We start from the raw sequence: 12,378 nt of genomic DNA on the forward strand, positions 1-12,378 counted from the left end.
GGGGAGAAGGTTAGGTAAGGGGCAATCCCTGCTTAATCCGCGTCTGCGACCCGCAAGGCTTCGAGCGTCGGCATCGAAGTGATGTTGTAGCCGGAATCCACATAGTGAATTTCGCCGGTGACGCCGCGCGAGAGGTCCGAGAGCAGATAAAGTGCGGAACTGCCGACGTCTTCTATGGTGACGGTCCGGCGCAGGGGCGAGTTCTTCTGCTGCCAGGAGAGCATCGCGCGCGCGTCGGAAATGCCGGCGCCTGCAAGCGTCCGGATCGGACCGGCCGAGATCGCGTTGACGCGGATGCCGCGCGCTCCGTAGTCGGCGGCCAGGTAGCGGACCGAAGCTTCGAGCGCGGCTTTGGCGACGCCCATGACGTTGTAGTTCGGCATGACCCGCATCGAGCCGCCATAGGTGAGCGTCAGCATGGTGCCGCCCTCGCTCATCAGCTCCGCTGCACGCTTGGCAATCTCGGTAAAGGAGAAGCAGGAGATCACCATGGTGCGGCTGAAATTGTCCCGCGTCGTGTCGGCATAGAGACCCTTGAGCTCGTTCTTGTCCGAGAAGCCGATGGCGTGGACGACGAAATCGAGCTTGCCCCAGCGCTCCCTTATGGCGTCGACGACTGCGTCGACGGAGTCGAGGTCCTCGACGTCGCAGGGGAGCAGGAAGTCGGAATTGACCTCCGCAGCCAGCGGCTTGACGCGCTTGCCGAGAGCTTCGCCCTGATAGGTGAAGGCGAGCTCGGCGCCCTGAGCGGCGAGAGACTTGGCGATACCCCAGGCAATAGAATGGTTGTTGGCGACGCCCATGATGAGGCCGCGCTTTCCGTTCATCAGTCCGTTCATCGTGTTATCCGTTATAGCGCTGGAAGACGAGCGTCGCGTTCGTGCCGCCGAAGCCGAAGGAGTTCGAAAGAACCGTGTCGATCTTGGCATTGTCGATGCGCTTGCGGACGATCGGCACGCCTTCGAATTCGGGGTCGAGCTCGGTGATGTGAGCGCTTTCGCCGATGAAGCCGGCCTGCATCATCAGGAGACCGTAGATCGATTCCTGCACGCCGGCGGCGCCGAGCGAGTGGCCGGTCAGCGATTTCGTGGACTGCACATGCGGCATCTTTTCGCCGAAGACCTCGCGGATGGCGCCGATCTCCTTCTGATCGCCGACCGGCGTCGAGGTACCGTGGGTATTGATGTAGTCGACCTCGCCCTTCACCGTGGCCAGCGCCTGGCGCATGCAGCGCACCGCGCCCTCGCCGGAAGGCGCGACCATGTCGTAGCCGTCCGAAGTGGCGCCGTAACCGACGATTTCCGCATAGATCTTGGCGCCGCGCGCCTTGGCGCGCTCCAGTTCTTCCAAAACGAGAACGCCGGCACCGCCGGCGATGACGAAGCCGTCGCGGTTCGCGTCATAGGCGCGTGAGGCGACGGATGGCGTGTCGTTGTACTTCGACGACATGGCGCCCATGGCGTCGAAGAGATTGGACATGGTCCAGTCGAGATCCTCGTGGCCGCCCGCGAACATGACGTCCTGCTTGCCCCACTGGATCATTTCCGCGGCATTGCCGATGCAATGCGCCGAAGTCGAGCAGGCCGACGAGATCGAGTAGTTGACGCCGTGGATCTGGAACCAGGTCGCAAGCGTCGCCGAAGCCGTAGACGACATCGCCTTCGGCACCACGAAGGGACCGATCCGCTTCGGGCTGTTGTTCTTGCGGGTGATCTCCGCCGCTTCGACGATCGCGCGGGTAGAAGGGCCGCCCGAACCCATGATGATGCCGGTGCGCTCATTGGTGATGTCGCCGGCCTCGAGCCCGGAATCGGCGATCGCCTGCTTCATCGCCACATGGTTCCAGGCGCCGCCCTGGGACAGGAAGCGCATGGCGCGGCGGTCGACGAGGTCGCTCGGATCGAGCGTCGGCGCTCCCCAGACCTGGCACTTGAAGCCGTGCTCGGCAAAATCCGGAGAAAACGTGATGCCCGACCGCGCATCGCGGAGCGACGCGGTGACTTCGTCGGCATCGCTGCCGATCGAGGAAACGATGCCGAGGCCCGTTACAACAACCCGTCTCATGTCAGATGACCTTTTCTTCGATTGGAACCGTGCGGGGATCGCCCGCAGTTCAGTCGGCCTTTTCCTGGAAGAGGCCGACCCTGAGATCGGTGGCCTTGTAGATCGTTTCGCCATCGGCCTTCATCCAGCCGTCGGCGATGCCAAGAACCAGACGGCCGCGCATGACGCGCTTGAAGTCGATGCCGTATTCTACCAGCTTGGTCTTCGGCGTCACCATGCCGGTGAACTTCACTTCCCCGGTCGAGATGGCGCGGCCCTTGCCGGCCTCGCCGAGCCAGCCGAGGAAGAAACCGGTCAATTGCCACATTGCGTCGAGACCGAGGCAGCCGGGCATGACCGGATCGCCCATGAAGTGGCAGGGAAAGAACCAGAGATCCGGCGTAATGTCGAATTCGGCGCGGACATAACCCTTGTCGTTTGGCCCGCCCGTTTCCGAAATGTCGGTGATGCGGTTGAACATCAGCATCGGCGGCAGCGGCAACTGCGCATTGCCGGGGCCAAACATTTCGCCTCGGCCGCAGATCAGGATTTCCTCATAGCTGAAGCTGGATTGTCTGGTGGTCATGAATGGTTGCTTCCCGAGTCTATTATGTGTTCTCCGACCTGCTTTAGTGCAAGTTCGGTCTGATTTGAAGCGCAACCTGTCATCCGCGGCTGCGATGCGGGCTGCGGCTCGTGACGTTCCAAATAGGGCGGCATGCGGGTGTAGGAAAGCTCTCTCATCGTCGCCGAACCGCTCGGAATGGTGACATCATTCCGCCGTCGCTTACAGTATGAATGTGGCGGCGGCCAGAGTTAAATGCCCGCCTTCCCCCGCTTTGGGCCGATTTTCAGGCGTTTGCGGCCTTCGCACGTGCGGAATCTATTGAAAGCCGCGGCGCCAGAAGTTATATCGCAAATTGATAATCCACGGATCCCGCAGGTATATCGGAACGGCTGTCGATGACGAAAGCAACGCACATGTCCTCACAGGAGAGGCTGCGCAGTTCGGGTTTGCGCCCGACGCGCCAGCGCGTTGCGCTTGCCGATCTGATCTTCGCCAAGGGCGACCGTCACCTGACGGTGGAGGAACTCCACGAAGAGGCCGTCACGGCCGGCGTTCCCGTTTCGCTCGCGACCGTCTACAACACGCTCCACCAGTTCACCGAAGCCGGCATGATCCGCGTCCTCGCCGTCGAGAGCGCCAGGACCTATTTCGATACGAATGTCTCGGATCATCACCATTTCTTCATCGAGGGCGAAAACGAAGTCCTCGACATTCCGGTGAGCAATATTCAGATCGACAATCTCCCCGAACCGCCGGAAGGCATGGAAATTTCCCATGTCGACGTGGTAATCCGGCTGCGTCACAAGAGCGAGCGCTGAGCGTCGTCGCTCTCGCGCCACGAAGTCTCGTCACATCACGTCCTTCGGGTCGCGTCCGGGACCGGCCTTGCCCGTCGGCAGCGTCCAGCCGTATCGAAGCGCGCCGCCCCGCACGGCGAAGGCCGTGACGACGCCGAGTGCGGACGCTGCGGCAAGCGGCAATCCGACCAGGCTGGCCAGGACGAAGGCGCCGGCGCCGATGAGGGCGGCGCTGACGTAGATCTCCGGTCTCAGGAGGACAGAGGGCTCGCCGGCCAGAAGATCACGCAGAACCCCGCCGAAGGTCGCCGTCAGGGCGCCCGTGACCAGGGCGACGATAGGCGAGCCGGTCGCCGCCAGCCCCTTTGCCGCGCCCATCACGCAATAGGCCGAGAGGCCGAGCGCGTCGAGCCATACGAGCATGCGGTAGCGCGATTCGAGCAAATGGGACGTGAGGAAGACGGCCACCGCCACCGCCGCGCAGACGATGATGAAATTAGGGTTCACCACCCAGAACACCGGCGTCGCGCCGAGAACGAGGTCGCGGATGGTGCCGCCGCCAATGCCCGTCGCGGAAGCGAGAAACAGATAGCCGATGATGTCGAGCTGCTTGCGGGAGGCCGACAGCGCGCCGGTCGCCGCAAAGATTGCGACGCCCGCATAGTCGAGGAATTCGAGGATCGGCATGGGCTGCTCCGCTTGGCTGCAGGTCTCCTCTAATCGTAACCTATTAAAGAAAACATGCGGTAGGCTACCGCGGCAGCAGCGTCTCAGTCCGGCCGAGGAGATAATAGGCAACGAGCCCTGTCCATTCCTTGGCGGCCGTCGTCGCCAATTGGGCATTGAGCGAGGGCTGGGTGAAATCGAAGCCGAGCCGCACCTTGCCGCTCGTGCGATAATCCGTCGGCCAGGGCGTGACTTCCATGTCGTTTGCGCGAAAGAGGCCGATCGAGCGCGGCATGTGGTAGGCGGAGGTCACGAGCGCACAACGCTCAAGCCCGTTCCTGGCCAGCAAATCCCTGGTATAGCGTGCGTTTTCGAAGGTCGTCCGCGATTCTCCCTCGCGGATCAGCCGGTTGGAACCGATGCCGAAGGTCCCGAAGAATTTCTGCGAGGCATGCGCGTCGCCCTCGTAGATGCCGCTGAGCGAGCCGTCTCCGCCCGAGACAAGGATGCGGGCCTGCGGATAGGCCCGCGCGAGTCTCAAGGTTTCGACGAAGCGCTCGGCCGCCTGGTTCAGCTCCATGCCGCCGCGGCTAGCCATCACCACATTCTCGAAGGCGCCGCCGAGCACGATGATGCAGGCAAGCTCCGTGGGCTCCGTCGCGGGGCGGGGAAACCGGTCCTCGAGGATCTGCAGGAAATAGGAGCCGGCGGTGGTGAAGAGAGTGACGAAGAGGACGGCGAGCCCGAAGGCGCTCAAAGTACCGCCGCTGCGGCGGAAACGGCCGAGCATAAGCAGCACGCCGGCGAAGAGGGCGAGGAAGGCGAGGGACAGCGGCTGGGCTGCGAGCCAGAAGATTTTCGAGACGAGAAACATGGGCAGATCGTTCTTCGGCCTCGGCCGGTAAAGATTTCATGAATGACGGCGCCGCGTCTGGCGGCGTGCACAATACAGGACGATAGCCCGGTCCGCCTCGCCGGTTGCTGCACGGCAAGGCTTTTCTACGGCGCGCATTGCGAGGTAGCGTTCAAGCTGCTGAATTCTTTACGTCGGGGGATCGAAAAAGATTTTGGTGGAGCTAAGCGGGATCGAACCGCTGACCTCTTGCATGCCATGCAAGCGCTCTCCCAGCTGAGCTATAGCCCCATCAGGGTCCGGCTTTGCCGGTCCGGGAAGATCGCGAGGCGCGTTGCGCCCGGCGAGTGGCGGCTTATTACTTCTGCTAGGTGCAGATGGCAAGCCGAAAAGTGAGGGCCGGGACGAATTATTTTTTGGTTCCGGCCGGATGCTTCGATGCCGATCGCGTTCGACGGATAGGGCGGTTTCGTGCGCCTTTCGAAACGCTTGCGTGCAGGCATGCGGGCGCTGATCCGCCCGCGTCGCCAGTCTGTTCAGACGTCGTCGTCCTCGTCGGAAACGCCGATGATGTCGCTCATGTCGTCGTCATCGTCTTCGTCGTCGGTCTGGAGGAAGGTGTCGTCGTCGTCACCCTCGATCTCGACATCGTCGTCGCCGAGATCCGGCAGATCGTCGCCGCCCGAGGCTTCGTCGTCCGCTTCCTCGAGCGAGACGAGTTCGACTTCCGTGTTCTCGGTATCGACTTCCTTGACGTCTTCCTCTTCTTCCTTCTCGAGCACCTTGGCGACGGAGGTTTCCTCGAAGAAGGACAGCGGATAGGACTTGCCCGTGTAGGGGGAGACGATCGGATCACGGTTCAGATCGTAGAATTTGCGCCCCGTTTCCGGGTCGATGCGCTTTGTTCCAAGTTCCGGTTTTGCCACAGTCAAAGCCTCTTGAATGGCCGGCGAGCCGGCTCTTGCCGGAAAGCCGGCGGTTAGAAACGTATCAAGCTTATGATGATTAGCCGGTCCCCATAATCATCTTGGCGAGTTCTGTCAAAGATAAACTTCCGCGAGCTCCGGCCGTCATTTTCTTCGCAGCAGGAGGATGACCCTTTTCGCGCATTGTGTTAGGGAGCCGGCGAGACCGGCGGTCCGCCACCAACGCGCCGGAAAGCACCACCTTCCGCGCCAGCCGTCAGCCGGATTGTCAGAGGAAAACCACGATGTCTCACGGCTCGAACCCGCGGCCCGCCACCGCACGCAAGTCTTACGACCTCAAGGGCACTTTGCGCATTCCGGGCGACAAGTCGATCTCGCACCGCTCCTTCATGTTCGGCGGCCTTGCCGCGGGCGAGACGCGCATCACCGGTCTCCTCGAAGGCGAAGACGTGATCAATACCGGCAAGGCCATGCAGGCGATGGGCGCCCGGATCCGCAAGGAGGGCGACACCTGGATCATCGACGGTGTCGGGAACGGCGCGCTGCTCGCGCCGGAGGCGCCGCTCGACTTCGGCAATGCCGGCACCGGCTGCCGGCTGACGATGGGCCTTGTCGGCGTCTATGATTTCGATTCCACTTTCATCGGCGATGCCTCGCTGACCAAGCGCCCGATGGGCCGCGTGCTCGATCCGCTCCGCGAAATGGGCGTTCAGGTGAAGTCGGCGGAGGGCGACCGGCTGCCGGTGACCCTGCGCGGGCCGAAGACGCCGAACCCGATCACCTATCGCGTGCCGATGGCGTCTGCCCAGGTGAAATCCGCCGTGCTGCTCGCCGGCCTCAACACGCCCGGCATCACGACCGTCGTCGAGCCGGTGATGACCCGCGACCATACGGAAAAGATGCTGCAGGGCTTCGGTGCCAAGCTGACGGTCGAGACCGATGCCGAGGGTGTGCGCACCATTCGCCTCGAGGGCCGCGGCAAGCTGACGGGCCAGGTGATCGACGTACCGGGCGATCCGTCCTCCACGGCCTTTCCGCTGGTGGCGGCGCTCATCGTTCCGGGCTCGGACATCACCATCCTCAACGTGCTGATGAACCCGACCCGTACCGGCCTCATCCTGACGCTGCAGGAGATGGGCGCCAATATCGAGGTCATGAACAAGCGGCTTGCCGGCGGCGAGGATGTCGCCGATCTGCGCGTTTGCTATTCGGAGCTGAAGGGCGTCACCGTGCCGGAGGAGCGCGCCCCGTCGATGATCGACGAATATCCGGTGCTCGCGGTCGCCGCCGCCTTCGCCGAGGGCACAACCGTGATGAACGGGCTGGAAGAGCTCCGCGTCAAGGAGTCCGACCGCCTGTCCGCCGTTGCGGACGGCCTGAAGCTCAACGGGGTGGATTGCGACGAGGGCGAGGCCTCGCTGGTCGTGCGCGGCCGGCCCGGCGGCAAGGGCCTGGGCAATATCGCGGGCGGCCAGGTGAAGACCCATCTCGACCACCGCATCGCCATGAGCTTCCTTGTCATGGGACTTGCCTCGGAGCATCCGGTGACGGTCGACGATGCGACGATGATCGCGACGTCCTTCCCCGAATTCATGGGCCTGATGACCGGACTGGGCGCGAAAATCGAAGAGGCAGAGAACAAGGCAGCCTGATGACCTTCGTAATCGCCATCGATGGGCCTGCGGCCGCCGGCAAGGGAACGCTCTCGCGCCGGATCGCCGAGCAATACGGCTTCCACCATCTCGACACGGGGCTCACCTACCGCGCCACCGCCAAGGCGCTCATGGATGCCGGACTGCCGCTCGGCGACGAGGCGGTGGCCGAGACGATGGCGCGCGAGGTGGACCTTTCCGGGCTCGATCGCGCCGTGCTTTCGGAGCATTCGATCGGCGAGGCGGCGTCGAAGATCGCCGTCATGCCGGCCGTGCGCCGGGCACTGGTCGAGGCGCAGCGGGCCTTCGCGCGCAAGGAGCCGGGTACCGTCCTCGACGGACGCGACATCGGCACGGTCGTCTGCCCTGATGCGGCGGTGAAGCTCTATGTGACCGCTTCCCCCGAAGTGCGGGCGAAACGGCGCCATGACGAGATCATCGCCGGCGGCGGAAAGGCTCACTACGCCGCGGTTTTCGAGGATGTGAAGAAGCGCGACGAGCGCGACATGGGCCGTGCCGACAGTCCTTTGAGACCTGCCGAGGACGCGCACTTGCTTGATACTTCCGAAATGAGTATAGAGGCGGCATTCCAGGCGGCGAAGACGCTGGTCGACGCCGCCCTGAAAGAGAAGATTTGAAGAAGGCCTGATCCGGCCCAGCCGGTCTCCTTCTTGAAAATAGCCTGAAATTCCGTCCACGCGCCGGATTGCTCCATGACAGGAGCGGACTGGGTTCAGGCCTGTCTAACACCAACCCCCGGCGCACATGCGTTTCCGGCAGGAGACGCAGCAGGAGATTATATGTCTGCAACCAACCCCACCCGTGATGATTTCGCAGCGCTTCTGGAAGAGTCCTTCGCCAAGACGGACCTCGCCGAAGGCTATGTCGCCAAGGGCATCGTCACGGCGATCGAAAAAGACGTCGCAATCGTCGACGTCGGCCTTAAGGTCGAAGGCCGCGTACCGCTGAAGGAATTCGGCGCCAAGGCCAAGGACGGCACGCTGAAGGTCGGCGACGAAGTCGAAGTCTATGTCGAGCGCATTGAAAACGCACTCGGCGAAGCAGTCCTTTCGCGCGAGAAGGCCCGCCGCGAAGAGAGCTGGCAGCGCCTGGAAGTCAAGTTTGAAGCCGGCGAACGCGTCGAAGGCATCATATTCAACCAGGTCAAGGGCGGCTTCACCGTCGATCTCGACGGCGCCGTAGCCTTCCTGCCGCGTTCGCAGGTCGACATCCGTCCGATCCGCGACGTGACGCCGCTGATGCACAACCCGCAGCCCTTCGAAATCCTCAAGATGGACAAGCGCCGCGGCAACATCGTCGTTTCGCGCCGCACGGTTCTCGAAGAGTCCCGCGCCGAGCAGCGTTCTGAAATCGTTCAGAACCTCGAGGAAGGCCAGGTTGTCGAGGGTGTCGTCAAGAACATCACCGATTACGGTGCGTTCGTCGACCTCGGCGGCATCGATGGCCTGCTGCACGTCACCGACATGGCGTGGCGCCGCGTCAACCATCCGTCGGAAATCCTGAACATCGGCCAGCAGGTCAAGGTTCAGATCATCCGCATCAACCAGGAAACCCACCGCATCTCGCTCGGCATGAAGCAGCTCGAGTCCGATCCGTGGGACGGCATCGGTGCGAAGTATCCGGTCGGCAAGAAGATCTCCGGTACCGTCACGAACATCACCGACTACGGTGCCTTCGTCGAGCTGGAGCCGGGCATCGAAGGCCTGATACACATCTCCGAAATGTCCTGGACGAAGAAGAACGTTCACCCCGGCAAGATCCTGTCCACGAGCCAGGAAGTCGACGTGGTCGTTCTCGAAGTCGACCCGACCAAGCGCCGCATCTCGCTCGGCCTCAAGCAGACGCTCGAGAACCCGTGGCAGGCCTTCGCGCATAGCCATCCGGCTGGCACGGAAGTCGAAGGCGAAGTCAAGAACAAGACCGAATTCGGTCTGTTCATCGGCCTCGATGGCGATGTCGACGGCATGGTCCACCTCTCCGACCTCGACTGGAACCGTCCGGGCGAACAGGTCATCGAAGAGTTCAACAAGGGCGACGTCGTTCGTGCTGTCGTTCTCGACGTGGACGTCGACAAGGAGCGCATCTCGCTCGGCATCAAGCAGCTCGGCCGCGATGCGGTCGGTGAAGCTGCCGCTTCCGGCGAACTGCGCAAGAACGCCGTCGTTTCGGCAGAAGTCATCGGCGTCAACGATGGCGGCATCGAAGTGCGGCTCGTCAACCACGAGGACGTCACCGCCTTCATCCGTCGCGCCGACCTCTCGCGCGATCGCGACGAACAGCGTCCGGAGCGTTTCTCGGTCGGCCAGACCGTCGACGCGCGGGTCACCAACTTCTCCAAGAAGGACCGCAAGATCCAGCTGTCGATCAAGGCTCTGGAAATCGCGGAAGAGAAGGAAGCCGTCGCTCAGTTCGGCTCTTCCGACTCGGGTGCTTCGCTGGGCGACATTCTGGGCGCTGCGCTCAAGAACCGCCAGAACAACGAGTAATCGTTGACGGCTTGAAATGATAAGCCCGCGGAGAGCGATCTCCGCGGGCTTTTTCGCGGGCTACAGCGACCTCTGCGCGTCTTATGAGACGCGCGGCGCAGTGGGAAAACCGTTACACTTGTGCTCTAAGGCCTGTTGAGATTCGGGTCACCGGCGCCGCTTGTTTGATTTCCTCATTCCTGTGCTTGTCACAGGAATCCAGCCAGACCAAGTCCTTGGGCTGGAAAGGCTCTCCCGCGCCGCAGACGCGGCGCTGCTGGATTCCTGTGACGAGCACAGGAATGAGGGCGGAGAGGGTGCGGTCCCTCGGCGCGCTTCATAAACCGTGAAGATAAGATAGTTAGGCGGCGCGGCAGGCCCCGGGGCACGCCCGTATACGACGTCCCGCTTCGTTTGGACGCGAGAATGTAGACGTAACCTTTCATTGCGTGACAGGTTTGACCAATCCCATATTCGCAACGGAAGTTGTAGTAGCCGCACATCCCGGTCCCTCATTCCTGTGCTCGTCACAGGAATCCAGCCAGACCAAGTCCTTGGGCTGAAAGAACGCTTCCCGCGCCGCAGACGCGGCGCTGCTCTCATCCCTGTGACGAGCACAGGAATGAGGGAATCAAGCAAGCGGCGGCAGGTGCCCGAACCTCAACAGGCCTTAGGTCGACCCGACCTGAAGACATCTTGATCTAAGCCAGGCCGCCGAGCTTTCGGTAGAGGTCATAGGCGTCGACTGCCGGTCGCTCTTCGGTCTGATCCCCTTCGCCGCCGGCGCCATGTCCCTGCTGCCGGTCGTCGCTTTCCGTTTCTCCCTCGTCGTCCCTTGCGTCTTTCTCCGGCTCGCTCTCGCTTTCCCGCTTGCGCCGGTTCACCTCGTCGGCATCGCTTTCTTCGGCCGGCGGGTAGGGAACCAGGGCGAAGGGAAACATTTCGCGCGGAAGTCCGCTTTCGGGGACACGGGCGAAGCCCTGCGGCGCCATCGCGTCCTCGCCGGTCCGACGTTCTGCCTGAGGAGGAGGCAGGTCGCGAAGCGGTGCGCCCGTTTCGGCGTCGGGTGCGATATCCACCGTCGGTTCGCCGGCTGCTGCTGCGCTTCTGATCGCGCCGGTGGTCTCCCGTGGCCGCGCCGGCGTCTCGTTCTTCGGCGTCAGGGGCACGGCCGGTCCTGTGTCTCCCGTATCCCGAGGTTGCCAGCTCTTGATCGTCCCCGGCAACGCAAGGCTGTCGCGTATGATCGTTCTCAAGGCCTCCGCCGGCGGTTGCGCCATGCGCGCGGCACTTGGCATCCGCACGCGTGGCCTGTCGTTGTCCCTCGCGGAGCGCGACGGGCCGTCGGTGCCCTCCGAGACTTCGCCGCCAGGGAGTTTTTCAGCGCCGGCTTCTGCGGCTGCAGCCTTGTCGTCGGCTGCAGCCTTGTTCTCGGCCGTCGCAGGTTTTGCATCCTTCAGCACAGCGCGCGCACTCCCGTTCAGGTCCTCCGCCTGACTGGAGCGTGGCGCCGATGGTTGCGCAGAATCCGCTTCGCTATCCGGGAGCTGCTTATCGGAGCCTTCCGGCGTGACGGCCGGCGTTTCCGCCATCTCCGCCATCTCGCTCTCAAGCGGGCTTGCCGAAGCATCTCTCGCTGCAACTTCCGCACCTCGCGGCGCTGCAGGAGCGTTCGTGGGCGTCTTCGGCGAACGTTGCGGCCCGGCCGGAGCCTCCTCGTGCGCCGCTTCGATTGCCGCGCCTGCGGATGGCGTCTCGATCCGGACGCTATCCGTATCGGCGCCGTAGGTCTTCCTGAGCATCGCTTGCAGGAGCGCGAGGTCGCCAGGGATCGGTGCCTTGGCGCCCGGAAGCGCCGGCGGGGCGTGTGCAGGCAGGGGCAGGCTGCGGAGCGGGGTCCGATCGGGCGGCATCGCGCCCCGGCGGTCGGCCGTTATCGCCGCCGCGACGGCGACGCGCTGCGCAAGGTTGCGCGCTGACAGCTGCTTCTCCAGAAGCTGGCGTTCCGGCATTGGCAATGCCTCGATGAAGCCGGTCAACCGCCGAATGAAGGCGCGTCCGGTCTCCTGCGGCAGGGGTGGAAATTTGAGGATGAGCGCCAGGTCTTCGACCAACTTCACCAGCGCGTCCTTGGATAGGACCTCCCTGCCGGAGACATGGCGGGTCAGCGCATCGACGATCTTCCGGATCGCCTCGCTACGCTCCGTCGCCGGTAGCGGGCGGCGCAGGCCCTGCGTCGTCTCCTCGGCAGTTCCGACGGCTGTCCTGATGGCGATGAAGGCGGGCAGTTCGGGCATGATCCGCAAGCCTAGAGCACTTCCAGGAAAAGTATCTAACGGTCTTCCGACCGGAAGTGCGTTGGACCAAAGGGTTAGAGCATTTCAGTG

Annotated in this window: 11 protein-coding genes, 1 tRNA gene and 1 pseudogene; 4 read left to right on the forward strand and 9 right to left on the reverse strand. The window is 63.2% G+C overall.

Features of this window, described 5'->3' with window-relative positions:
- Window positions 1–32: 32 nt before the first annotated feature.
- The 3 genes from fabI to fabA are packed head-to-tail and all read right to left on the reverse strand — an operon-like array spanning window position 33 to window position 2,629.
- The gene (gene fabI / locus AC5J09_RS13380; protein ID WP_018093867.1) at window positions 33–839 is read right to left on the reverse strand and encodes an enoyl-ACP reductase FabI; all 807 of its coding nucleotides are present in this window, start codon (window positions 837–839) and stop codon (window positions 33–35) included.
- A 4-nt stretch (window positions 840–843) separates the two neighbouring features.
- Entirely contained in the window at window positions 844–2,064 is a 1,221-nt protein-coding gene (gene fabB, locus AC5J09_RS13385; protein WP_018093868.1) for a beta-ketoacyl-ACP synthase I, read from the reverse strand.
- A 49-nt stretch (window positions 2,065–2,113) separates the two neighbouring features.
- The gene (gene fabA, locus AC5J09_RS13390; RefSeq protein WP_003534377.1) at window positions 2,114–2,629 is read right to left on the reverse strand and encodes a 3-hydroxyacyl-[acyl-carrier-protein] dehydratase FabA; all 516 of its coding nucleotides are present in this window, start codon (window positions 2,627–2,629) and stop codon (window positions 2,114–2,116) included.
- A 377-nt stretch (window positions 2,630–3,006) separates the two neighbouring features.
- On the opposite strand from fabA, the gene irrA reads away from it, so the two are divergent.
- Entirely contained in the window at window positions 3,007–3,429 is a 423-nt protein-coding gene (gene irrA / locus AC5J09_RS13395; RefSeq protein ID WP_018093869.1) for an iron response transcriptional regulator IrrA, read from the forward strand.
- A gap of 30 nt (window positions 3,430–3,459) precedes the next feature.
- Here the strand turns inward: irrA and AC5J09_RS13400 are convergent, their stop codons facing one another.
- The 4 genes from AC5J09_RS13400 to AC5J09_RS13415 form a co-directional block, all read right to left on the reverse strand.
- The gene (locus AC5J09_RS13400) at window positions 3,460–4,095 is read right to left on the reverse strand and encodes a trimeric intracellular cation channel family protein (protein WP_494297796.1); all 636 of its coding nucleotides are present in this window, start codon (window positions 4,093–4,095) and stop codon (window positions 3,460–3,462) included.
- A gap of 64 nt (window positions 4,096–4,159) precedes the next feature.
- Window positions 4,160–4,948: a YdcF family protein gene (locus AC5J09_RS13405; RefSeq protein WP_494297797.1), complete on the reverse strand. Its 789-nt coding sequence runs from the start codon at window positions 4,946–4,948 to the stop codon at window positions 4,160–4,162.
- Between the two features lie 194 nt (window positions 4,949–5,142).
- Window positions 5,143–5,218, reverse strand: a tRNA-Ala gene (locus tag AC5J09_RS13410).
- Window positions 5,219–5,463: 245 nt separating this feature from the next.
- A complete protein-coding gene (locus AC5J09_RS13415) occupies window positions 5,464–5,853 on the reverse strand; it encodes a TIGR02300 family protein (RefSeq protein WP_003534381.1) in 390 nt (129 codons plus the stop codon).
- Window positions 5,854–6,137: 284 nt separating this feature from the next.
- Between AC5J09_RS13415 and aroA the strand changes: the two genes are divergently transcribed.
- The 3 genes from aroA (at window position 6,138) to rpsA (ending at window position 10,012) form a co-directional block, all read left to right on the forward strand.
- Window positions 6,138–7,505, forward strand: coding sequence for a 3-phosphoshikimate 1-carboxyvinyltransferase (aroA, locus tag AC5J09_RS13420; RefSeq protein WP_494297798.1), 1,368 nt, complete (start codon window positions 6,138–6,140; stop codon window positions 7,503–7,505).
- The gene (gene cmk, locus AC5J09_RS13425) at window positions 7,505–8,143 is read left to right on the forward strand and encodes a (d)CMP kinase (RefSeq protein ID WP_494297799.1); all 639 of its coding nucleotides are present in this window, start codon (window positions 7,505–7,507) and stop codon (window positions 8,141–8,143) included. The genes aroA and cmk overlap by 1 nt, the downstream gene beginning before the upstream one ends.
- Window positions 8,144–8,305: 162 nt before the next feature.
- Complete coding sequence (gene rpsA / locus AC5J09_RS13430; protein WP_003534399.1) at window positions 8,306–10,012, forward strand: 30S ribosomal protein S1; 1,707 nt, start codon at window positions 8,306–8,308, stop codon at window positions 10,010–10,012.
- A gap of 341 nt (window positions 10,013–10,353) precedes the next feature.
- On the opposite strand, the pseudogene AC5J09_RS13435 reads toward rpsA, so the two are convergent.
- A pseudogene (locus AC5J09_RS13435) lies at window positions 10,354–10,437 on the reverse strand (GIY-YIG nuclease family protein); the annotation flags it as partial.
- 255 nt (window positions 10,438–10,692) lie between these two features.
- Window positions 10,693–12,288, reverse strand: coding sequence for a hypothetical protein (locus AC5J09_RS13440; protein WP_494297800.1), 1,596 nt, complete (start codon window positions 12,286–12,288; stop codon window positions 10,693–10,695).
- Window positions 12,289–12,378 lie beyond the last annotated feature (90 nt).

This window comes from Sinorhizobium sp., from assembly GCF_059070375.1.

Bases quoted from the DNA above. Each gene is read 5' to 3' on its own strand.
- fabI (WP_018093867.1), bottom strand. From the start codon at position 839: ATGAACGGACTGATGAACGGAAAGCGCGGCCTCATCATGGGCGTCGCC.
- AC5J09_RS13440 (WP_494297800.1), bottom strand. From the start codon at position 12,288: ATGCCCGAACTGCCCGCCTTCATCGCCATCAGGACAGCCGTCGGAACT.
- AC5J09_RS13400 (WP_494297796.1), bottom strand. From the start codon at position 4,095: ATGCCGATCCTCGAATTCCTCGACTATGCGGGCGTCGCAATCTTTGCG.
- rpsA (WP_003534399.1), top strand. From the start codon at position 8,306: ATGTCTGCAACCAACCCCACCCGTGATGATTTCGCAGCGCTTCTGGAA.
- irrA (WP_018093869.1), top strand. From the start codon at position 3,007: ATGACGAAAGCAACGCACATGTCCTCACAGGAGAGGCTGCGCAGTTCG.
- fabA (WP_003534377.1), bottom strand. From the start codon at position 2,629: ATGACCACCAGACAATCCAGCTTCAGCTATGAGGAAATCCTGATCTGC.
- fabB (WP_018093868.1), bottom strand. From the start codon at position 2,064: ATGAGACGGGTTGTTGTAACGGGCCTCGGCATCGTTTCCTCGATCGGC.
- aroA (WP_494297798.1), top strand. From the start codon at position 6,138: ATGTCTCACGGCTCGAACCCGCGGCCCGCCACCGCACGCAAGTCTTAC.
- cmk (WP_494297799.1), top strand. From the start codon at position 7,505: ATGACCTTCGTAATCGCCATCGATGGGCCTGCGGCCGCCGGCAAGGGA.
- AC5J09_RS13405 (WP_494297797.1), bottom strand. From the start codon at position 4,948: ATGTTTCTCGTCTCGAAAATCTTCTGGCTCGCAGCCCAGCCGCTGTCC.